This window comes from Kitasatospora sp. LaBMicrA B282 (genome assembly GCF_050325825.1).
Lineage (GTDB): Bacteria > Actinomycetota > Actinomycetes > Streptomycetales > Streptomycetaceae > Kitasatospora.
Map to the genome: position 1 here is coordinate 25,073 of NZ_JBNQTI010000005.1, position 21,821 is coordinate 46,893.

At 72.8% G+C, this 21,821-nt stretch carries 18 protein-coding genes; 11 read left to right on the plus strand and 7 right to left on the minus strand.

The window, feature by feature from the left end; genetic code table 11:
* Positions 1–53: 53 nt before the first annotated feature.
* The 5 genes from ACQRUO_RS02610 to ACQRUO_RS02630 all read left to right on the plus strand — a co-directional run bounded on the left by ACQRUO_RS02610 (position 54) and on the right by ACQRUO_RS02630 (position 5,803).
* Complete coding sequence (locus tag ACQRUO_RS02610; protein ID WP_428314019.1) at positions 54–308, plus strand: acyl carrier protein; 255 nt, start codon at positions 54–56, stop codon at positions 306–308.
* The gene (locus ACQRUO_RS02615; RefSeq protein WP_428314020.1) at positions 305–1,522 is read left to right on the plus strand and encodes a beta-ketoacyl-[acyl-carrier-protein] synthase family protein; all 1,218 of its coding nucleotides are present in this window, start codon (positions 305–307) and stop codon (positions 1,520–1,522) included. The genes ACQRUO_RS02610 and ACQRUO_RS02615 overlap by 4 nt, the downstream gene beginning before the upstream one ends.
* Positions 1,523–1,621: 99 nt before the next feature.
* Positions 1,622–2,539 (plus strand): acyl-ACP desaturase, encoded by a 918-nt coding sequence (locus ACQRUO_RS02620; RefSeq protein ID WP_428314021.1) that lies wholly within the window; start codon positions 1,622–1,624, stop codon positions 2,537–2,539.
* Positions 2,540–2,602: 63 nt separating this feature from the next.
* Positions 2,603–3,814, plus strand: coding sequence for a saccharopine dehydrogenase family protein (locus tag ACQRUO_RS02625; protein ID WP_428314022.1), 1,212 nt, complete (start codon positions 2,603–2,605; stop codon positions 3,812–3,814).
* A gap of 105 nt (positions 3,815–3,919) precedes the next feature.
* Positions 3,920–5,803 carry a cholesterol oxidase substrate-binding domain-containing protein gene (locus tag ACQRUO_RS02630; protein WP_428314023.1) on the plus strand — a complete coding sequence of 628 codons (1,884 nt, stop codon included), beginning with the start codon at positions 3,920–3,922 and terminating at the stop codon, positions 5,801–5,803.
* Positions 5,804–5,814: 11 nt separating this feature from the next.
* Here the strand turns inward: ACQRUO_RS02630 and ACQRUO_RS02635 are convergent, their stop codons facing one another.
* Entirely contained in the window at positions 5,815–7,278 is a 1,464-nt protein-coding gene (locus tag ACQRUO_RS02635; RefSeq protein WP_428314024.1) for a beta-ketoacyl-[acyl-carrier-protein] synthase family protein, read from the minus strand.
* Here ACQRUO_RS02635 and ACQRUO_RS02640 point away from each other — a divergent pair.
* From ACQRUO_RS02640 to ACQRUO_RS02650, 3 genes are all read left to right on the plus strand, one after another.
* Positions 7,271–8,272: a 3-oxoacyl-ACP synthase III family protein gene (locus ACQRUO_RS02640; protein ID WP_428314025.1), complete on the plus strand. Its 1,002-nt coding sequence runs from the start codon at positions 7,271–7,273 to the stop codon at positions 8,270–8,272. The two genes, ACQRUO_RS02635 and ACQRUO_RS02640, sit on opposite strands and share 8 nt — an antisense overlap.
* A complete protein-coding gene (locus ACQRUO_RS02645) occupies positions 8,269–8,541 on the plus strand; it encodes an acyl carrier protein (protein ID WP_428314026.1) in 273 nt (90 codons plus the stop codon). The genes ACQRUO_RS02640 and ACQRUO_RS02645 overlap by 4 nt, the downstream gene beginning before the upstream one ends.
* Positions 8,542–8,614: 73 nt before the next feature.
* Positions 8,615–10,030: a cytochrome P450 gene (locus ACQRUO_RS02650; protein ID WP_428314027.1), complete on the plus strand. Its 1,416-nt coding sequence runs from the start codon at positions 8,615–8,617 to the stop codon at positions 10,028–10,030.
* On the opposite strand, the gene ACQRUO_RS02655 is transcribed toward ACQRUO_RS02650, so the two are convergent.
* The 5 genes from ACQRUO_RS02655 to ACQRUO_RS02675 form a co-directional block, all read right to left on the minus strand.
* Entirely contained in the window at positions 10,008–10,742 is a 735-nt protein-coding gene (locus ACQRUO_RS02655) for an ABC transporter permease (protein WP_428314028.1), read from the minus strand. The genes ACQRUO_RS02650 and ACQRUO_RS02655 overlap by 23 nt on opposite strands.
* The gene (locus ACQRUO_RS02660; protein WP_428314029.1) at positions 10,742–11,491 is read right to left on the minus strand and encodes an ABC transporter ATP-binding protein; all 750 of its coding nucleotides are present in this window, start codon (positions 11,489–11,491) and stop codon (positions 10,742–10,744) included. Before ACQRUO_RS02660 ends, ACQRUO_RS02655 begins: the two co-directional genes overlap by 1 nt.
* A gap of 186 nt (positions 11,492–11,677) precedes the next feature.
* Positions 11,678–13,537 carry a beta-ketoacyl synthase N-terminal-like domain-containing protein gene (locus ACQRUO_RS02665; protein WP_428314030.1) on the minus strand — a complete coding sequence of 620 codons (1,860 nt, stop codon included), beginning with the start codon at positions 13,535–13,537 and terminating at the stop codon, positions 11,678–11,680.
* Between the two features lie 251 nt (positions 13,538–13,788).
* Positions 13,789–15,090, minus strand: a complete 1,302-nt coding sequence (locus tag ACQRUO_RS02670) for a cytochrome P450 (protein WP_428314031.1) — start codon at positions 15,088–15,090, stop codon at positions 13,789–13,791.
* A 238-nt stretch (positions 15,091–15,328) separates the two neighbouring features.
* Positions 15,329–16,675, minus strand: coding sequence for a hypothetical protein (locus tag ACQRUO_RS02675; RefSeq protein WP_428314032.1), 1,347 nt, complete (start codon positions 16,673–16,675; stop codon positions 15,329–15,331).
* A 389-nt stretch (positions 16,676–17,064) separates the two neighbouring features.
* Here ACQRUO_RS02675 and ACQRUO_RS02680 point away from each other — a divergent pair, with 389 nt between their 5' ends.
* Positions 17,065–18,114: a glycosyltransferase gene (locus ACQRUO_RS02680; RefSeq protein WP_428314033.1), complete on the plus strand. Its 1,050-nt coding sequence runs from the start codon at positions 17,065–17,067 to the stop codon at positions 18,112–18,114.
* A gap of 73 nt (positions 18,115–18,187) precedes the next feature.
* Here ACQRUO_RS02680 and ACQRUO_RS02685 read toward each other — a convergent pair whose 3' ends face one another.
* Positions 18,188–19,597: a DUF2079 domain-containing protein gene (locus ACQRUO_RS02685; protein WP_428314034.1), complete on the minus strand. Its 1,410-nt coding sequence runs from the start codon at positions 19,595–19,597 to the stop codon at positions 18,188–18,190.
* Positions 19,598–20,000: 403 nt separating this feature from the next.
* On the opposite strand from ACQRUO_RS02685, the gene ACQRUO_RS02690 reads away from it, so the two are divergent.
* A complete protein-coding gene (locus ACQRUO_RS02690; RefSeq protein WP_428314035.1) occupies positions 20,001–20,924 on the plus strand; it encodes an NAD-dependent epimerase/dehydratase family protein in 924 nt (307 codons plus the stop codon).
* Between the two features lie 6 nt (positions 20,925–20,930).
* Positions 20,931–21,809, plus strand: coding sequence for an RNA polymerase sigma-70 factor (locus ACQRUO_RS02695; RefSeq protein ID WP_428314036.1), 879 nt, complete (start codon positions 20,931–20,933; stop codon positions 21,807–21,809).
* Positions 21,810–21,821: the final 12 nt, after the last annotated feature.

Sequence of the window (21,821 nt, forward strand, 5' to 3'; positions counted from 1 at the left end):
ACCGGTCCGCCCCGGACCGGCTGGAACCACTCCTCACGAACCAGGACCCCCATATGACGCCCGTACTGCCACTGGTCACCTCCTGCCTCGTCGACCACTTCGGCCGTGATGCCGCAGACATCGGCCCCCAGAGCACCTTCGAGAAGCTGGAGATGGACTCTCTGGCCCTGGTGGAACTGCTCACCATCCTCCACAGTGACCACGGCCTCCACATTCCCGAGGACTTCTCGGCGCTCGACGCCGACGCCAGCCTGGCCGACGCCGCCGCGTTCATCGAGGCCGCGCAGCCCCAGCCCGCTGCCTCGTGAGTGCCGTCGCCGTCACCGGTCTGGGCCTGGTCACCCCGGCCGGGAGCGACACCACCGCCACCTGGGATCGTCTCTGCCAGGGGCGCTCCATGGCCCTGCTGGACCCTGAACTCGCCGACTGCGCCGTCCCGTTCTCCTGCCGCGCGGCCGATTTCGCCCCCGAGCGACTGCTGGGGCGCGGCCTGACCTGGCGCATCGACAGGTTCATCCAGATGGCGATGGTGGCCGCCCGCGAGGCAGTCGGCCACGCGCGCCTGGGACCCGGTCAGTGGGACCCGGCTCGGGTCGGTGTCGTCCTCGGCGTCGGTACCGGCAGCGGCGACACCAGCATCTCCACCTACGCCAAGCTGAGAAACGGCCAGCACCAGGGCGTGTCCCCGACGTTCATCCCCCGCAGCGCCCCCAACATGGCCGCGGGGGAGATCTGCATCGATCTCGGCCTCCAGGGCCCGAGCATGGCGGTCGCGACGGCTTGCGCATCGGGCGGCACTGCCCTGGTCATCGCCGACCAGCTCCTCCGCTCCGGCACCTGCGACGTCGTCCTGGCCGGCGGCAGCGAGGTGGCCCGGCACCCGCTCTCCGCGGTGACCTTCGACAAGATGGGCGCGCTGTCCCGCCGGGTGCGCGACCCCGAAGGCGCCAGCCGGCCGTTCGACTCCGGCCGTGACGGCTTCGTCCTCGGTGAGGGCGCAGCCGTCCTCGTGCTGGAGCGGGCCGAGCACGCTCGCGCCCGCCGCGCGCCCGTCCTCGCCCGGCTCGCCTCGGCCGTCGCCACCACCGACGCCCACCACCCCACCGCTCCGGTCCCCGACGGCAGCAGCGCGGCCCGCACCATTCGCGCCGCCTTGGAAAAGGCCGACCTGTCGCCCGCCGACATCGGTCACATCAACGCCCACGGCACCTCCACCAAGCTCAACGACCTGGCCGAAGCACGGGCCCTGCGCACGGTCTTCTCCTGCCCTCCCCCGGTGACCGCGACCAAGAGCGTGATCGGTCACGCGATCGGCGGAGCGGGTGCCATCGAGGCCGCCGTGAGTGTCCTGTCGCTGATTCACCAACGCATCCCGCCCACCGCGAACCTCGACCGCATCGATCCCGACATCGACCTGGACGTCGTCACCAAGCAGCCGCGCGAGGCACGGCTGAGCGCCGTGGTCAGCAACTCGTTCGGCTTTGGTGGTCAGAACAGCGTCCTCGTCCTCACCTCTCCCTGAGCAGCCCGTCGCGGCCTGGACACCACGCCGGTGCGGGCCCGGGCGCTCCCGACCGGGCGGTGACGCCCCCCACCATCGGCCCTTCTCCCGGAGCCCACGATGACCACGACCACCCGCTTCACCGACACGGACCTCCTCAAGGAACTCGAACCCACGGCGGCCCGGTTGCTGGAGCGTCATCTCGCCACTGCGCGGGAGTGGATGCCCCACACCTACGTCCCCTGGAGCGCCGCCGACGACTACGACGGCCCGCTCGCCGGCCGTCCCTGGGCTCCCGAGCAGTCCACACTGGCGCCGGCGGTGCGCGACGCGCTGGTCGTCAACCTCCTCACCGAGGACAACCTGCCGAGCTACCACCTCGAACTCGCCGTCAGACTGGGCATCGACGGGACCTGGGGCACGTGGATCCATCGCTGGACCGCCGAGGAAGGGCGCCACGCCGACGCCCTGCGTGCCTACCTGCACGCCTCCCGCGCCATCGACCCCGTCGCTCTCGAACGCGACCGCATGCGCCAGGTCGGCACCGGTTACGCCTTCGCCCGACCGGAAATCCTGCACAGCATGGCCTACACCACCCTGCAGGAGCTGGCCACCCGCGAAGCCCACCGCAACGTCGGCAAGGCCTGCGGTGACCCGCTCGGCGAACAACTGACCGCACGCATCGCGGCCGACGAGAACCTGCACATGCTCTTCTACCGCGACCTGTTCGCAGCAGCTCTGGAGCTGGCGCCGGACGCGGCCACCGCCGCCCTCGCCGACGTGATCTGCGACTTCGAGATGCCCGGCACCGCGATCCCGGGCTTCCGCTCGAGAGCCCTGCGCATCGCGGCAGCCGGCATCTACGACCTCGACATCCACCGCGAACAGGTCCTGCTGCCCGTTCTGCGGGCGCTGGGCATCATGACCCGCGGCGACCTGGGCCCCGCCGGGGAGGAGGCACGCGAGCGGATCGGCCGCCACCTGGAGGAGCTGCGTGCGACCTCGCTCCGATTCCAGGACCTCTACGCACGGCTGTGAGGGAGCGCCCCGCCACCGGCGACGAGCGTCCCGACCGAACCCCATCGACCAGCAGGGAAGAACATGGCCGCCGAGCGCCCCTATGACCTCGTCCTCTTCGGTGCCACCGGCTTCACCGGCCGCTTGACGGCCGACTACCTCGCCCACGCGGTTCCCGAGGGCTGCCGGTGGGCGCTGGCCGGACGCGACCTCGCCGGATTGTGCTCGGTCCGCGACCGCCTCGCCGCCACCGATCCGCGGTTGGCGCAGCTTCCGGTACTCGTGGCCGACGCCGCCGACCGCGCCGCGATGCGCGAGGTGGCCGCTTCGGCCAGGGTGGTGATCTCCACCGTCGGCCCCTACCTGCACCACGGCGAACCGCTGGTGGCCGCCTGCGCCGACACCGGCACCGACTACCTCGACCTGACCGGCGAGTTCGAGTTCGTCGACCGGATGTACCTGCGGCACCACGCACGGGCCAAGGCGACCGGCGCCCGGCTGGTGCACTCCTGCGGCGCCTCCGTCACGCACGACCTCGGCGTGTTCTTCACCCTCGGCCAGCTGCCCGCCGCCGCCAGGAACGCCCCGGTGTCGGTGAGCGGCTTCCTGCGGGCCGAGTTCCGGTCCTCGGGCGGCACCCTCGCCTCCGCACTCACCGTCCTGTCCCGCCCGCGTGCCGCCGCCCGGGCCGCCCGGGAACGGCGGGCGATCGAGCAGCCGCCGGCGGGCCGGCGGATCCGCACCGACCCGGCCCGGCCCACCTGGTCCCCCGAGGCGCAGGCCTGGGCCTGGCCGCTGCCCACCATCCACGCGCAGGTGGTCGCCCGCTCGGCCGCCGCCCTGCCCCACTACGGCCCGGACTTCCACTACCGCCACTACGCCGCCGTGAAGCGCCTGCCGATCGCGCTCCTCGGCATCGCCGGCGTCGCCCTGCTGGCGACGGCAGCCCAGCTTCCCGTCACACGCAGGACGTTGAGCGCGCTGCTCAAGCCCGGAGAGGGACCGAGCGCCGAGCGGCGGGCAAAGTCCTGGTTCACCGTCAGGTTCGTCGCGGACAGCGGCGAGGCCCGGGTCCGCACCGAGGTCAGCGGGGGCGACCCCGGCAACACCGAGACCGCGAAGATCCTGGCCGAGTCCGCGCTCTGCCTGGCCTTCGACGACCTGCCGGTGACGGCCGGCCAGGTGACCCCGGCGGCGGCGATGGGCGCGACGCTGATCGAGCGGCTGCGCACGGCCGGGATCCGGTTCACCGTGCTTGCCGAACGGCCGAGCACCGCCCCGAGCCGGGCGGTGTGACCCCGCCCGTGGCCGGCTCCGCGACCACCCGCCCGACCAACGGCCCCGACCAACGGCCCCGACCAGGTCGGGCGTACCTGCTCGCCGAACCAGCCGGGAGGCTTCATGACATCCGCGGCACCAGACTCGCACGACGGCCGCGCCCACGCAGGCAGCCCCGTCTCCGCATCGCCGGACGGACTGACCCGCCGGCGGCTGCTGGCCGGCTCCGTCGCGCTCGGCGGCGCCGCCTGGCTGCTGCGCGGAACGCTCACCCCGGACGACGCCGAGGCCGCCACCGGGGTGCCGACGCCGGCCGCCCCGCCCGCCTTCCCGGCCGGCATCGATCTCCACCGCGAGACCTACGAGAACTGGGCCGGCGAGATCCGGGCCGACCAGCTGTGGACCTGCGTCCCGCGGACTCCGCGGGACGTGGTCACCCTCGCCAACTGGGCGCACGCCCAGGGCTGGCGGCTGCGCGCCGTGGGGTACCGGCACACCTTCGCGCCGCTCACCGTTGCCGACGGTGCCCCGGCGAGCAGCCGGATCGTCCTGGTGGACACCACCCGGCACCTCACCACGGTCAGCCCCGCCGGGACCGCGGACGCGCCCGCCGTCCGGGCGCAGGCCGGTGCGGACATGGAGACGCTGCTCGCCCACCTGGCGGACCGCGGCCTCGGGGTCACCCACTGCCCGGCTCCCGGCGACCTGACCGTGGGGGGTGTGCTGGCCGTCGGCGGGCACGGTGCCGGCGTCCCGGCGGTCGGTGAGACCCCGCCTGCGGGTCACGGCCACGGCTCGATCAGCGACCTGGTCACCGAGCTGACCGCCGTGGTCTGGGACGACGTCGCCGGGCGGTACGCGCTGCGCACCTTCGCGCGCAGCGAGCCGGACAGCGCCGCCCTGCTGGTCCACCTGGGCCGCTCCTTCGTCACCGAGGCGGTGCTGCGGGCCGGCACCGACCAGAACCTGCGCTGCCTCAGCCTGGTCGACGTCCCGGCGAACCGACTGTTCGCCGCGCCGGGTGCCACCGGCGGCCAGGGCCTGGCCGACTTCATGGAGCAGAGCGGGCGGGTGGAGGCGATCTGGTTCGCCTTCACCGAGTCCCCCTGGCTCAAGGTCTGGAGCGTCGCACCCGAGCGCCCCGCCTCCTCCCGCGTCGTCAGCCGGCCCTACAACTACCCGTTCTCCGACGAGATCCCGAAGCCGGTCGCCGACCTGGTCGACCGGCTGGTCAGCGGCTCCTGGTCGCTCGCCCCGACCTTCGGGCAACTCCAGTACCTGGTCACGGCGATCGGCCTCACCGGCGACCTGACCGATGTGCTGGCTTCCGGCACCCTGCTGCAGGACCTGCTCAGCCTGGACGTGGTCACCCACCTGTTGGCCGCCGGTCTGCACTCCGACCTCTGGGGACCGTCCCGCACCCTGCTCCACTACGTACGCCCCACCATGCTGCGGATGACCGCCAGCGGCTACGCCGTGCTGACCCGGCGCAGCGACGTCCAGTGGGTGGCCCACCAGGTCACCAGCGGCTACCGCCGGCTGCTGATGGACTATCAGGCACGCGGCCGGTTCCCGATCAACGGCGGCCTGGAGATGCGGGTCACCGGTCTGGAGGACCCGTCCGTCTGCGGGGTCCGCGGTGCCCGGGCGCCGCTGCTCTCCGCGGTCCGGGCGCGCCCGGACCACCCGGAGTGGGATGTCGCGGTCTGGTTCGACGTCATCACCCTTCCCGGCACCCCGGGCATGTTCGAGTTCGGCCGCGACCTGGAGCAACTCCTGGTCGCCACCTTCGACGGCAGCCGGGCCGCACTGCGGGTCGAGTGGTCCAAGAGCTGGGCCTACACCGCCGACGCCGCCTGGGCCGACCCCGATGTGCTGGGCCGCGTCATTCCGGAGAGCCACCGGGCCGGCGGCGGCCCCGGCTGGGACGAGGCGGTGGCGGTGCTCGACCGCCTCGACCCCGCCCGGATCTTCGGCAACGCCTTCCTGGACCGGCTCGTGCGCTGAGCGGCGGCCGCCTACGACGCGGTGAACACCGCCGCGGCCGTGTGCCCCCCGAAGCCGGAGGACTGGGTGAGGGCCGCCCGGATCCGCGCCTGCCGTGGCTCCTTGTGGACGATGTCCGCCTCGACGCCCGGGTCCGGGCTGCAGAAGTTCGCCGTCGGCGGGATCACCTGGTCGCGCAGGGTGAGTACGGTACAGACCGCCTGAATTCCGCCGGCGCCGCCCAGGGCATGACCGACCACGCTCTTGATCGCGGTGACGGCCGGCGGATCGCGGAAGACCGCACGGAGCGCGGTGAGTTCGGCCCGGTCGCCCAGGACGGTCGCGGTGGCGTGCGCGTTGACGTGGTGGATGTCGGTGTCCGCGAGATCGGCCTCCCGAAGCGCCTGGCGAGCGGCGTCGACGAAGCCCCGGCCGGCCGGATGGGGCGCGGTGAAGTGGTGCGCCTCGGACGCACAGCCGAAGCCGGCGAAGCGTGCCCTCGGTCGGGCTCCGCGGGCACGGGCATGCGCGGCACGCTCCAGGACGAGCACCCCCGCGCCCTCGCCGAGGACGAAGCCGTCCCGGCCGCGGTCGAACGGACGGCAGGCTCCCCCGGGGTCGGCCGCACGGGTGGACAGCGCGCCCAACTGCCCGAAGGCCGCGGCGTAGAAGCGCGGATCCGGTGATTCGGCGCCGCCCGCGAAGACGACGTCGCACCTGTTCGCCAGCAGGAGGTCCCGGGCCGTGCCCAGGGCGACCGTGCCCGACGCGCAGGCGGCGGCCACAGCGAGGACCGGCCCGCGCGCGCCGAGGTCGAGTCCTGCCTCGGAGGCGGCCGAACTCGGCAGGCTGCGCGGCACGATGAGGGCGGAGACGGCTTCGGCCTCGCCACCGGCCAGCAGCGCGAACTCGTTCGCGAGGTGCTGCAGGCTGCTGCCCGACACACCCAGGACGACACCGACGCGCTGGGCGTCCCACTGCTGCGGATCGAGGGCGGCGTCCCGACACGCCTCTCTGACCGCAATCAGCGCGAAGAGCGCGCCCGGGTCGAGGCGTCGCACCAGGCGGCCGTCGACGCCGCTCTCGAACTCGGGCACCCGGCAGCGGAAGTCGACCGACAGCCCCGCCATGTCCGGGTCGGTGGCGGCTGCGGACACGCCGGTGAGCAGGCCCTTCCAGGACGACTCGACGCCGACGCCGACCGGTGTGACGAGACCGAGACCGGTGACGACGACGTCCTCCCCCGCTTTCAGACGATCGTTCACGGCTAGGCCCTCCCGGCACTGCGCGCCACAGCGGCGCATGAACTCGGAAACACTGCGAACCCGATCATCCGACGGCGAAGCACGGCTGCCCGCGCAACCTCGGGAAAGGAGCCGGAGATTCACCCGTTCGAGCCGGAATACTCGGAGATGCACGACACATCTTCGGACACGCACCGCCATAGAATCAGCAGGCGAATCATCGATACCAAGCCTCTGGGAAAAGATGAACATCAACTTCTCTCTGATCGGTACGGGCCATTGCTTCGGCTCGCGCGTCGTCAGCAATGAGGAAACCTCGCTGGCACTCGGCCGACCCGCGAATTTCCTGCAGCAGCGCACGGGCATCATCGAGCGACGGCTTCCCGCCGACGGGGAGACCGTGACCAGCCTGTCCGCGAACGCGATCCGGCGGGCCTGCGACGACGCCGGGCTCGAACTCTCCACCCTCGGCAACGAAACCGTGCTCCTGCACGTCCAGGCCGGACGCGACCACCTGTTCCCGCAGAGCGGTGTCGTGGTGGGCGGGACGCTCGGGCTCGACTCCGTGCGCGTGCTCAGCGTCGAGGCCGGGTGCGCCGAGATCATGTCCAGCCTGGACATCGCCCTCGCACTGCTGGAGACCGGGCGGTGCGAGCGGGTCATCCTCTGCGGCGCCGGGGACATCAGCGACCAGATCGACCCCCGCGACGAGGACACTGCCGGACTCTTCGGCAGCGGGGCAGCCGCAGTGATCCTCTCGACCCCTGGCGCCGGCGGCACCAACTGCCGGCTGCGGGCCCTCCGGTGGGAGACGCACAACCAGCTCTGGCGCCTGGGGCACACCTGGCGAACCGGCGGGTCACGGCGCGAGAACGGATTCGCCGTGGAGTACGACCACTACCGCATGGCGGGCACGGCGCAACTCGAAGCGGGCAGCGAGCTGCTCCCCCGCCTCCTTGATCAGGTGCTGGACGACGCCGGGTGGAAGGCCGGCGACGTCGACCTCGGCATCACCCACCAACCCAGCCGGCGCATCATCGACATGATGGTCCGCTTCTGCGGAATCGACCCCGCCGTGGTGCCGCCGCACGTTCATCTCCTGGGGAACATGGGGCCTGCCAACATTCTGTCCGGGCTGACGCTCGGGCGGGAGAGCGGCAGGTTGACCCCGGGAGCCAAGGTGGTCATGTTCGCCTTCGGCCTGGGCTTCACCGCCGGTGCCGCCGCCATCGACATCCTCCGATGACGGCCCCTCGGACCAGCGCCGCGGATCGGCCCCGCACGGACGACCTGCTGGAGCTCTCGAAAAAGACCCTGATCGTCGACCTCGGGGTCGATGAGGCCCGCATCGTTCCCGGCGCTTCCATGACGGACATGGGAATCGACTCCGTCTGCCTCATCGAACTGAAAGTCATGCTGCAGCGGCTCCTGGGAATCAGGATCCCCGTGGAACTCCTGGCATTCGACGACACCCTGGAGCGGTTCGTCAAAAAGGTGTCCGACTGCATGGAGTAGACAGATCCGGCGATCCGGCAGCAGCTGCCCAGCCCACCGGATCGCCCCGTCCCGTGGACCGTCAAGACAGGAGATGTTCGTGCCAGGACTGAATGAGATTCCTTGGGCGCCCGGGCACCGACCACTCGTCGGCCACCTCTCCCTGCTCCGCTTGGGCATCCCCACGGCGCTGGAACGCGTGCAACAGGCGGAGCCCCTCTCGCGTGTCCGGCTCGGGCCCGTCACCGTGTACGCCGTCAACGACGCGGCCTTGGCGCACGAGGTCCTCGTCACCAAGGCCGACGCGTTCACCAAGGGACGCCAGGGCAGGGGCCTGCGTTCGGCGACCGGATCGGGAATGCTCACCCTGGAGGGGGCTCCTCACGAGGAGCGGCGCAAGCTCGTCCAGCCCGCGTTCAGCCGCCAGCGCGTGAGCGCCTTCGCCCCGACGGTGCGGGAACTGGCCCTGGACTGCGCTCGGTCATGGCCGCTGGACACCGACGTGCACGTGGACGAGCGGATGATCCACCTGGCGGGGCAACTGGCCTGCCGCACTCTCTTCGACTACAAGGGTGCGGAGGACTTCCACGAGGTGAGCCGAATGATCGCGTCGCTCTCCCACGGGATCTTCCTACGCGGTCTCCTGCCGGCCTGGTACTCCGTACTCCCCACCCCGGAGAGACGACGCTACCGACACCTCATCGCCTGGACCCGCAAGGCACTCGAAGCCATGTACGCGCAGGCCGAGCCCACCGACACCACGCGCTCACTGCTCACCCAGCTGAAGCTGGCCAGGCAACCGAACCCGACGAGCGCGCCCTTGACCCACAAAGACGTCATCGACGAGATGGCGACCTTCTGGTACGCGAGCATGTCCACCACGGCCTCGGCCCTGTGCTGGACCTGGCTGGTGCTGGCCGACCACCCCGACGTCGAGGCCGCCGTGCACCAGGAGGCGGACGCCGCGTTCGCCGACGGGACGACCGTGCCGGAGAACATCCCCGAGGCTCTCCCCTACACCAGCCGGGTCGTCGCGGAGGTGCTCCGACTCCACCCACCGGCGCCGCTGCTGGTGCGGGAGAGCAGGCGCACAGTGGAACTGGGCGGATACACGCTTCCGCCCGGCACCACGGTCGCACTCAACATCCAGGCCATGCACCGCGAACCGACGGTCTATCCCGACCCCCACACGTTCGCCCCTGACCGATGGCTGCCGGAGAACGCCAAGGCCATCCCACGCCATGCCTATCTGCCCTATGGTGCGGGGGCCCACCGCTGCACCGGGGCCTCCCTCGCCGGCATGGGCACACCGGTCGCCGTGGCTGCCATCGCCTCGCGCATCCGGATCCTCCCCGTCACTCCGCGCCAACCGGTGCGGACCATGCTGGCGGCCACCTCCCGCCCCCACAAGCTCCGCATGACGGCAGAGCCGCGCCTGCGCACCACCGCCTCCGTCCCCGCGGTACCGGCCCGGGCGGTTGACGCCGCTACGACCGGCGGCGCAGCGTAGCCGCTCCCACCAGCAGTACCAGGACCACCCAGGCGGCAACGAAGGCCAGGTCACGTCCGAAGGCGACCGTGAGGTCCGGGTGCAGCCGGACCTCGGCCTCCGCGTCGACGACGCGCGAGATCGGCGACCAGTCCGCGACGGCGCGCACCACGGACGGCATGCTCCCCCGTGGCACCAGCAGCCCTGACACGAGGATCTGCGGCAGGAGCACCGCCGGCGCGAACTGCAGCGCCTGGTACTCGGTGACGGCGAACGCGCTGACCGACAACCCCAGCGCGATGCCGAGCAGCGAGGCCCAGAGGGCGACAAGCAGCAGCAACCACACCGGACCGGCAACACGGACCCCGAGCACGTGCACCGCGAGAGAGGTGGCGAGCGCCACCTGGAGCACGGCGACGACGGCGAAGGCGAGGGCGTAACCCACGACCAGATCGGCCTTGGCCAGCGGCAGCGACAGGAGCCGCTCCAGGGTCCCGGAGGTGCGCTCCTTCAGCGTGCTGACGGACGTCACCAGGAACATGGTGTTCAGCGGCAGGACCCCGAGCAGGGCGGAACCCACGCGGTCGAAGGTCTGCGGCGAGGCGTCGTAGACCCACGACAGCAGAGTGAGCAACAGACACGGAACGCTGAGCATCAGGACGACCGTGCGGGGATCGTGGGCGAGCTGGCGGAGCACGCGGCGCGTGGTGACGAGGGTGCGGTACGCGGTCATCACACCGCCTCCTGCCGGAGCCCGGAGTCTCCCACCAGGCGGAGAAAGGCCTCCTCCACGGTTGCCGTGCCGGCGCTCTCCTTGAGCGCCTGCGGGCCGCCGCCGGCGATGATCCGCCCTGCCCGCATGAGGAGCAGGTCCGCGCACCGCTCGGCCTCGTCCATGACATGGCTCGACACCAGGAACGCCGTGCCGCGCTCGGCGGCCAGGCGGTTGAACAGGGCCCACAGTTCGAGCCGCAGCACCGGGTCGAGACCCACAGTGGGTTCGTCGAGGACGACCAGCTCGGGTCGGCCGAGCAGTGCGACGGCGAGTGACACCCGGCTGAGCTGCCCACCCGACAGACGCCCGACCAGGACTCCCGCGTGTTCGCCGAGGCGGACGTCCTCGATCGCCGAGGCGACGAGTTCACGACGCGCAGAGCGTGACCGGAACCCGAGGATCGATGCGAAGTAGTCCAGGTTCTGTCGCACCGTCAGGTCACGGTAGACGGCGAAAGCCTGCGCGGCGTACCCGACCCGCGAGCGCAGCGCGGGGTGTCCCGCGGACAGCCCCAACACCTCCAGCTCACCGGACACCCGCGACTGGGACCCGACAATCGCCCGCATCAGGGTCGATTTCCCGCAGCCGCTGGGCCCGAGGACGCCCGTGACGCTCCCATGCCCGATCTGGAAGTCGAGCCCGTCCAGAACGACCCGCCCACCCCGGACCACCCGTAGCCCGGTCGCCCGAACCGCGACGTCTGCCATCCGATTCACCCGCAGCTACTCCTCAGCCCTGGCCCGGACTCGCGGCCGCGCCGAGAACACGGCGACCCGGTAGTACCTGTACATACTCTGCCGTGCATGGAGGTTACCGGCACCGCGCCCCGGGCTCGTTGACAACACGTGGGTGATCCCGGACCAGCCCCCCAGGTGGAGCGAGCGGTGGAGCCGTCACTGACAGATGATCGACGGGCCGCGAACAGTCGGGGACTCCCCTGCCTGCGCGTCGTCGGCCACCGACCAGCCCAGGTGCGGTCGCAGGGCCTCGTCTACGGCCCGTACCTCCGCGGCGAAGTGCCGGTCCACGGACAGCAGTTCCCGCCCCATCCCGACCCACTGGGCGCCGGCGCCCGCGAAGGCGAACGCCACCCGTCCACGGCCGACGGCTCGCTCCACGGCCACCGTCGCGGCACCGTCCGGTCCCGGCCCCCCGCCGGCCGCCAGGGCGCGCAGCGCCGTCGCGGCCTGTCCGGCGTCCTCGGCCCACACCGCGGCCCGCTCGCGGTGACCGGTGCGCCGACAGGCCGAGGTGTAGGCGAGGTCGTCGAAGGCGGGGCGGTCGGCGGGGTCGAGGGCCTCGAGGCGGTCGGCCCAGTCTCCCGCTGCCTGGGCGAGGGCGGCCGGGGTGCGTGCGCTGATCACAAGGGGCCGACGGCGGTCCTGCGCCGCACCGGCGGACGGTACCTCGCCCGGGGCCGGCGTGGCCGGCGGCCGGTGGTCCTGGGCGTCGGCCGCGAGCACCAGGTGGACGTTGGTGCCGCCGAAGCCGAAGGAGTTCACGCCCACCAGGGGGCCCTGCCCGTGGTCGACGAGCGGCTGCTCGCGGGTCACCGGTGCCAGCCCGAGGGCAGCGAAGTCGATCGCCGGGTTCGGCACACCGGCGTGCAACGTGGCCGGGATGCGGCCCCGTTGGGCCACCAGGATCGCCTTCAGCAGCCCCGCGATCCCGGAGGCCGCCTCCAGGTGCCCGAGGTTCGACTTGACCGAGCCGATCGGCAGCGGCCGTCCGCCCCGCGCCATCCCGAGCACCTCGCCCAGCGACGCGCACTCCACCGGATCCCCGGCCGGCGTGCCGGTCCCGTGCGCCTCCACGTAACCCAGCGCGGCCGGGTCGATCCCGAAGTCCGTGTACACCCGGCGCAGCAGATCCGCCTGCGCGCGGGCGCTGGGCAGGGCGAGGCCGGGCGTGCGCCCGTCCGCGTTGGCGCCGCCGGCCACGATCACCGCGTGGATCCGGTCCCCGGCCGCGCGTGCTCGGGACAGGGCCTTGAGCACCACGATGCCTGCGCCCTCGGCCCGCACGTAGCCGTCGGCGTCGGCGGAGAACGGCCGGCAGCGGCCGGTCGGCGAGAGCATCTGCGCGGCCGCGAACCCCTGGTAGGCGAGCGGCCCCAGGATCACCGAGGCGCCACCGGCCAGGGCCGTGGCGCACTCGCCGGAGCGGATCTTGTGGCACGCCTCGTGCACGGCCGTCAGCGCGGAGGCGCAGGCGGTGTCCACCGCGTAGGACGGACCGCGCAGGTCGAGGAAGTGCGAGAGGCGGTTGGCGACGTTGCAGCCCGCATTGCCCAGCATGGTGTACGGGTTGACGGACTGTGGATCCCGGCCCTGCAGCGCCAGGTATTCTCCGGCCGAGCTGCCGACCACCACGGCGGTGTCGGTGCCCGCCACTTCCCCCGCCCGGATTCCGGCATCGTCCAGGGCCTCCACCGCACACTCCAGCAACAGGCGCTGCTGCGGGTCGAGACGGGAAGCCTCCTTGGGGGAGATCCCGAAGTAGTCCGCGTCGAAGAGCGCGAGGTCCTCCTCCAGGAAAGCGCCCGCGGCGGTGTAGGTCGTTCCCGGACGGGGTGCTCCCGAGGGCGTACGCGGCGCCGTGATCGCGGCGGCGTCGAACCTGTCGGGCGGAACGCTGCCGACCGCGTCGGTCTGCGAGACCAACAGTCGCCACAGGTCGTCGAGACCACGTACGCGCCCCGGCAGTCTGCACCCCACACCGACCACGGCCACCGCTTCGACAGTCTCGCCCACCACACGTCCCTTCCGGCGCAACGGATGCCTGGCAGGATCGGTGCTGCTCGGCAGCCCGCGCAAGATCCCCAACCGGCATTCGGGTGGCGCCGGTTGAGCCGATCGAGCGACCGACGACGGGACGGCGCCCGCCACCGTGGGCAGACACCGCAGCAGGGGAAACGATCCACCGCCGGTCCACCGCGGAGGTTTCGGCACCCGGACGGAAATCCCCCGACCGGCCCAACCGCCCCGGGACCCTCGGTGGGTGCTCAGGCGACGTCGACGGGCAGCTCCCGCAGCCCGTGAATGGTCGTGCCCGGGTGACCCACGGGGGCGCCGGCGAGCTCGATGTCGTGGTAGGTGGCCAGCAGCCGGGTGAAGACGATCTCCGCCTGCAGTCGGGCCAGGTGCGCCCCGATGCAGTAGTGCGGGCCCGCCGCGAAGGCCAGGTGCGCACCTGCGCGCCGACGGATGTCGAAGCGGTCCGGGTCGCGGTACCGGTCGGGGTCACGGTTGGCCGCACCGATCAGGCAGATGACCTGCTCGCCGGCCTCCAGCACCAGGCCCGCCAGCGTGGTCCGACGCAGCGTCTCGCCCGGCACCGTGTGGACGGGAGCGTCGTGGCGGAGCATTTCGTCCACGGCCTGCGGGGTCAGCGCGGGGTCGGCCCGCAACGCCCGCAGTTGGTCCGGTGACCCCAGCAGCGAGTGCAGACCGTTGCCCAGCAGGTTGGCGGTGGTCTGGTAGCCCGCCACCGACAGCACCGTGGCGGTGGTCGCCACGTCGGCGTCATCGATGCCGTCCTGGACGCCTCGGGCGGCCATGCGGCCCAGCCCGGTGTCACCACGGCGTCGGCTCCCGTCACGAAGCAACGCGGCGAAGTACCTGCTCAGGCCCCGCCAGGCGGCAACCGCACCGGCCGGATCGTGGCCGAGCAGGTTCGGCGTGAGCAGCGTGAAGGCCGAACGGGACAGGGCGCGGACCTCGGCCACGTCGCCGGCGGGAACTCCCAGGAGTTCGCCGGTGGCGAGGGCCGGCAGCGGTTCCGCGACAGTGGCGACGAAGTCCCCGTTGGCGGGCAGCTCGGCCAGCAGGGCATCGACGAACGAGGTGATCGCCGCACGCAGTCTCGGCAGGTCCTGGAAGGCCACGGACGCCAACCGGCGCAGGCGGGTGTGGTCGGGCGGGTTGACGAAGGCCAGCAGGCCGCTGGGAGGGGTGAACGAGTCCTCACCCGCGCCGGCCCGCCGGGCGACCGTACCGTTGGGAGAACCGGCGGACGGCTGGAATTCGCCCTTCCCGAGGCCGCGATGGTGCAGGGCCTCCGCACAGTCCCGGTACGTACTGAGGATCAAGGCCCCATCGGCGGTGCGCAGTCGGGGTGCCACCTCACGCAGCCGGCGATAGGCGGCGTACGGCGGCCGCCCCAGGGGGTCGCACAGCGTGGCACGGTAGAGGGCCTCGGCCTGGTCGTTCACGGGCAGGTCGCGCAGGGACGGGCCCGTGCCGCCCCTCCCCCGCCCCTCGGCCACGGTCAGTGCGCCGACATCCCCCTGTGCACCGGTCCGCATGCGCTCCGCCTCTCGCCTGACCGCCAGGCCCGCTCGGCACGTCACGATCACCGGGCACGGCGGGCAGGGGCAGCCTGCACGCTCCCCGCGGACCTGGGCAAACCGGGTTCCGGCATTCGAGTGGTACTCCCGCGAGCACTGTGCCGACGAGCAGCCACCGAGCCACCGGTCCCACCGGTTCGACCCGTCTGCCCCGGCGCGAAGGCCGGGGGCAGACGGGTCACCGGGGCAGGCTGGCTCAGAAGGTACGGCGGACGTACGGCTCCCAGTTCACCTTGACCGAGCGGTGCCGCTCGGTCGGGCCGGGCCGGAAGGGCTCGCCGACGCCGAAGGGCGGGGCGGAGCGCCGCGGCGCGTTCGGCTGGGCGGTGACCAGCGTCCAGCCCGGGTTGCCGGTGATGCAGTCCACCGCGGTGGAGTCGTGCGCGAAGGCGCAGGTGGTCATGTAGACCTGGTTGGTCGTGGTGACGGTCTCCACCACGATGGTGTTGCCCTGGTCCGCGACGGCCACGCCGCAGGCGGGCGTGGCGCCGGTGGGCAGCGCCGGGGTGTTCGACCAGGTGGCGGTACCGGCCGACGAACTGTTGAGCGCGGCGCTGCCGACCTGGACGGCGCCGTTCTTGACCACACCGGTGTAGAGGAACTGGCCGTGGACGACCGAGTCGATCGAGTTGCACGGCCCGGCCGCACCGGTGGGTCCGGTCGATCCGGTGTTGCCCGTCGCACCGGTCGCACCCGTGGGGCCCTGGGCGCCGGTGTCGCCCGTCGCGCCGGTAGGACCGGTCGGACCCGTGGGCCCGGTCGGTCCGGTGCTGCCCTCGGCGCCGGTGTTGCCCGTCGCACCCGTGTCGCCCGTCGGACCGGTCGGACCGGTCGGACCAGTCGGACCCGTGGGCCCGGTGACGCCGGTGCTCGACCCGGCGGGTCCGGTCGGGCCGGTGACGCCCTGGGCGCCGGTGTTGCCCATTGCACCCGTGTTACCGGTCGCACCCGTGTTGCCGGTCGCACCCGTCGGGCCGGTCGGGCCGGTGGACCCGGTTCCCGTCCCGGCGGGGCCGGTCGGGCCGGTGGGGCCCGTCACGCCGACGCCGGTCGGGCCGGTCGGGCCGGTGGAGCCGGTTCCCGTCCCGGCAGGGCCGGTCGGGCCGGTGGGACCCGCCGGGCCGGTGGGGCCGGTCGGGCCCACGCACTCCATGTCGTGGCCCTTGCCGTGGTCGTCACCGCCGCCCTCCATGCCCTGCGGGAACCCGTAGTGCCCGCCACCGCCCCGGACCGCCCGGTCCTGGCCGTCCTGCTGGAACACCGATCCGGCGAGCTGGTGCACCATCTGGTGGACGTCGTCGGCGGACGCCTGCCTGCCGTCGCCCGACATCACGTCGTCCATCGGCCGGCAGTGGTCCTTGTCGTGGCCGCCCCCGTCCCCCATCAGGTGGCTCAGGTGCGGGCGGTAGATGAACACCCCGCCCGCGACCGCGGTGCCGCTGCTCGACACGACGGCCGCGATGAGCAGTGCCGCACCCACCGCGGCTTGTTTCCGGCGGTTCGGCACCGCCGCCTTCGGGATCTGCGTTCCACGTGAAGACACCCAGGACTCCTCATCCGTCGGACGGGCGGCAGGGCGGAGCACCCCGCCTCTCGCCCGCCATTGATGTCGACGCGGTGCGCGGTTCAACCGGCGGCGGACCGGAATGTCACTGAACCGGCCCACACCGACCACGCGGATGGCCCGGCCGCTGCGGCGGGGCGCCGTGTTGCAGCACGGCCCCCGGCCGTGCGCGAACTAGCATCGGCAGCACGCTGGGTGCCCCGGGCAAGCCCTACCCGCTCCGCACCGTTCCCCGCAGCCCATCGCCCGCCCCCCGAGAGGCAGTTGTGGCACGACCTGACAATTCCCCGGCCCGCCCGGCTCGTTCCGGCGTCTCCCGCCCCCGCAGGCCGGACTCCGGCGGCCGGCGGGCCACCGTCTGCCTGTGCATGATCGTCAAGGACGAGTCGAAGGTCATCGAGCGCTGCCTGGCCTCGGTGCGCGGGCTCATCGACACCTGGGTGATCTCCGACACCGGCTCGACCGACGGGACCCAGGAGCTGGTCCGCCGCGCCCTGTCCGGGATCCCCGGCGAGCTGCACGAGGAGCCCTGGGTCGACTTCGGGCACAACCGCACGCTCAACATCCGGCACGCCCGCGGCAAGGCGGACTACCTCCTGCTCGTCGACGCCGACATGGTGGTGCGCCAGGACGGCCCGCTGCCCGAGCTGACCGCCGACTCCTACCTGGTGCGCCACGCCGCCGACCTGGAGTACCGGATCAAGCGGCTGGTCCGCGGCAGCATCGACTGGCGCTACCAGGGCGCCACCCACGAGTACCTGACGACCGATCAGCAGGACCGGGCCGCCGACCTCGACGCACTGGTCATCGAGCACTTCGCCGACGGCGGCTCCCGCTCCGACAAGTTCGAGCGGGACGCCCGCCTGCTGCGCGCGGAGCTGGCGCGTGACCCCGACAACTCGCGCGCGGTCTTCTACCTCGCGCAGACCATGCGCGACCTCGGCCGCACCGCCGAGGCGGTCGAGCTCTACCGGCGGCGCGCGCTGATGGGCGGCTGGGCGGAGGAGGTGTACTACGCGCTGCTCCAGGTCGGCGTGCTGACTGCGGAGAGCGGCGACTGGCCGGCCGCCATGGACGCCCTGCTGCAGGCCTGGGAGAGTCGCCCCCAGCGACTCGAGGCCTGCTACGAACTCGCCTGCCGGCTCCGGCAGATGGGCCGGTACCAGGCCGCGCACGCGTTCGCCGGGGCCGGCCTGGACCGGGAGGCGCCGGGCGACTGGCTCTTCACCCAGCCCTGGGTCTACCGCTGGGGACTGCTCTTCGAGTACTCCATCACGGCCTACTGGACCGGCGACCCGCGCGCCTCGCTGGCCGCCTGCGACCGCCTGCTGGCCACCCCCGACCTGCCGCTCCCCTACCGCGAACAGACCGCGGCCAACCGCCGGTTCGCCGAGCAGGCCGTGCTGGTCAGCTCCTGACCCTACCGGCCCCGTACCCGCCGGCCCCGCACCCACCGGGCCCCGCACCCGCCGGGCCCCGCTGCTCAACGCCTCAGCCCGTCCGTTCCAGCAGCACGTAGCCGTCCTCGTCCGCCACATCGTGGTAGCCGTGGGCGCGCTGCCAGTTCAGCCGGTTCCGCTCGATCTCGACCGTCAGCGGCCAGCGCTTGTACGCCGGTGTCCAGGTGTCCACCAGGATCCACTGCGAGTCGGGCCGGCTGGGCTCCCAGCCGAACAGGCCGACGGTGGTGCGGTTGGTGAGCTGGGGCACCAGCAGGGTGGAGGCCTGGACGGTGGCGCCGTCCGGGATGCGGTCCATCAGCCGGCGGGCGACGGCGAGCCGGGGGTCGGTGCGCCAGGTGGCCGGCTGGACCAGCTGCCAGAACGGGTACTGCGGGAGCAGCAGCAGGCAGACCCCCGCCGCGCCCAGCAGGTACCGCCGCACACTGCCCTCCCGCGCGCGCCGGGCGGCCAGCGCCTCCACGAAGGCGGCGAAGACGATCGGCATCAGCACCAGCGAGTAGTGGTAGGCGGTGCCCCAGTGGACCGGGTCGGTGGAGGCGAACCGCCACACCAGCGTCGGCACCGCAGCCCAGAGCAGCGAGGAGCGCAGCGCCAGGAAGAGCGTGGGGGCCAGCAGCAGCACCACCGTGGTCGCCTTGGCCTCGGGCGTGACCAGCCCGATCGTGCCCTTGTACAGCAGACCCGCCAACACCGTCCCGCCGCTCGCGTCGCCGGAGCCGGAGCCGGTCCCGCCGGCCGCGCCGCCGAGGTAGGACCAGTAGGCGAAGTCGCCGCCCGGGTTGAAGGCCGGCAGCACCACCAGGATCGTCAGCAGCGACCCGGCCACCCCGGCGGCCGCCGTCCCCAGCCCCAGTCGCCGCGCACCGCGCCTGGCGACCAGCAGGCCGATCACGGCCACCGTGAGCCCGAGGTCCTCCTTCACCAGTAGCAGCGGCAGCGCCCAGCAGACCGCGGCGCGCGGTCTGCCGTCGCCGAGCGCGGCCAGCGAGAGGGCCAGCAGCGGGGCGGCGAAGGCCACTTCGTGGAAGTCGAAGCCGATCGCGCTGGCGACCCCCCAGGACAGGCCGTAGCAGGCGCCGACCACCGCGGCCGCCCCGTCGCCCAGCAGGCGGCGGGCCCAGCGGACCAGCGGCACCATGCTGCCCGCGATCAGCGCGGCCTGCGCCACCAGCAGCGTCACCGGGGTGCGCCAGAGCCGGTAGGCGGGCGCCACCAGGGCCAGCACGGGCGAGAAGTGGTCCCCCAGCACGGGGAAGCCGGGCGCCTTCAACTCGGAGACCGGCAGGTGCCCGTCCGCGTAGGAGCGCACCACCTGCTCGAAGATGCCCAGGTCGTAGCTGTTGGAGAGGATCCGCTCGTGGATCCGCACGGACAGCGCGATGTAGAGGGCGAAGAGCACCGCGGCCATCGCCCAGACCCACCACGCGCTGCCCGGCACCGGCGGAAGGAGGTACGGCTGCCGCGCCTGCCGCCCGCCCGCCCCGGGTCCGGTCCCGGCTCCGGTCCCGGCTCCGGCCTGCCGGGGCGGCCGCGGGGCCGGTGTCGGCGTCGGCATTGGTTTCGGCGTCGGCTTCGCTGTCGCGTGGTCGACCGCTGCTCGTCCGAAGCGCTTCCCATGGATCAGTGGCACCGAACGAGGATGGGCCGACGGAGCGGCGGAACGCGGGGCCTGCGGCCCCGCCGCAACGCTGGCCACTCCTTCGAGTGCCGCGCTACCCCCAAGTGGACGCACGCAGTGACCCAGATCACGCGTCCCGGTGTCACGTTCGTCGCCGCTCGCCTGTCCCATGGGCGACTCCGACACACGGAGCCGAACACGACGACAGGGAAGCGAGACGGTCATGAAGGTGCTGCTGGCGGGGGCGAGCGGTCTGCTGGGTCGGAAGATCACCCGGGAGCTGCGGGCGGCTGGGCACGAGGTGGCCGGGCTCGGGCGGGGCGAGGGCAGTGCCGTGCGGGCGGACCTGCTGGACCCTGAGGCCGTGCTGCGCGCGGTGGACGGGCTCGGGTTCGACGTCGTGGTGCACGCGGCGACCGCTCTGCAGGGCAAGTCGATGATGCGTCACCAGGACATGGCCGCCACCAACCTGCTGCGCACCGAGGGCACCCCGAACCTGATCGCCGCCGCCCGGGAGACCGGAGCCCGCCGGATCGTGGTGGAGTCGATGATGTTCGGCTACGGCTACGGCGACCACGGCGACCGGCCGCTCACCGAGGACGGCGACGCCTTCGGCCCCGCCCAGCCCAACCCCTGGCTGGAGCGCCACGTCGGCGCGATGCGCACCAAGGAGGAGCTCGCGTTCACCGCCGAGGGCCTGGAGGCGGTCAGCCTGCGCTTCGGCATGTTCTACGGCGCCGGCGTCACCGAGACCACCGTGCTGCCGATGCTGCGCAAGCGCGCCCTGCCGGTCGTCGCCGACCAGGGCCGCGCCCTGTCCTGGGTGGACGCGGACGACGCGGCCCGCGCCGTCGCCGTCGCGGTCGAGGGCGGCCGCGCCGGCCAGGCGTACAACATCGTCGACGACGCCCCACTCGGTTTTGGCGCCCACGTGCGCGCGGTCGCCGAGGCCTTCGGCGCGCCGGCACCGATGACCATTCCGCTGTGGCTGCTGCGCCCGGCGCCGCTGGCGCACACCATCATGGCGACCAACCTGCGCCTGGCCAACGCCAAGGCCAGGGCCGAGCTCGGCTGGGCGCCGACCCACTCGAGCAGCGTGGACGGGCTCAAGGCCCTTGCCGAGCCTCCCCTGGTGGTGGCAGCCTGACCCTCCATGATCAACACGTCTGCGACCGTCGAACCCCTGGACGCCTTCACCGAGCACCGCCGGCTGCTGTTCGGCACCGCCTACCGACTGCTCGGCAGCGTCGCCGACGCCGAGGACGTGCTGCAGGACGCCTGGCTCAAGTGGAGCCAGGCCGACCGCGAGACCGTGGCCAACCCGCGCGCCTACCTGGTGCGCACCGTCACCAACCTCTCGCTCAACCGCCTCACCTCCGCCCGGGCCACCCGCGAGTCCTACGTCGGACCGTGGCTGCCCGAGCCGCTGCTCACCACCCCCGACGTCGCCGAGGAGGCGGAGTTGGCCGACACCGTCTCCACCGCGATGCTCGTCGTGCTGGAGAGCCTGACCCCCGTCGAGCGGGCGGTCTTCGTGCTGCGCGAGGCCTTCGGGTACTCGCACGCCGAGATCGCCACGATCCTCGACCGCAGCGAGGCGACGGTCCGGCAGACCGCGCACCGCGCCCGCGAGCACGTCCGGGCCCGCCGCCCGCGCTTCGATGCCGACCCCGCGCAGCGACGCGACGTCACCGACCGCTTCCTCGCCGCCTGCACCGGCGGCGACCTGAACGCGATGATGGAACTGCTCGCCCCGGACGTGACCGCCTGGTCCGACGGCGGCGGCAAGGTCACCGCCGCCCGCCGCCCCCTGCACGGCACCGACCCCGTCGCCCGCTGGATGCTGGGCGTCCTGGCCAAGCCCGAACTCCAGGGCATGGCCTGGCAACCGGCCACCATCAACGGCGAACAGGGCGTCCTGTTCACCATGGGCGGCCACCCGGTCGGCGCACTCAGCTACGACCTCGCCGACGGCCGCATCCAGCACCTGCGGTTCCAGGTCAACCCCGACAAGCTCCGCGGCCTGGCCTGACCGGCTGCCCGG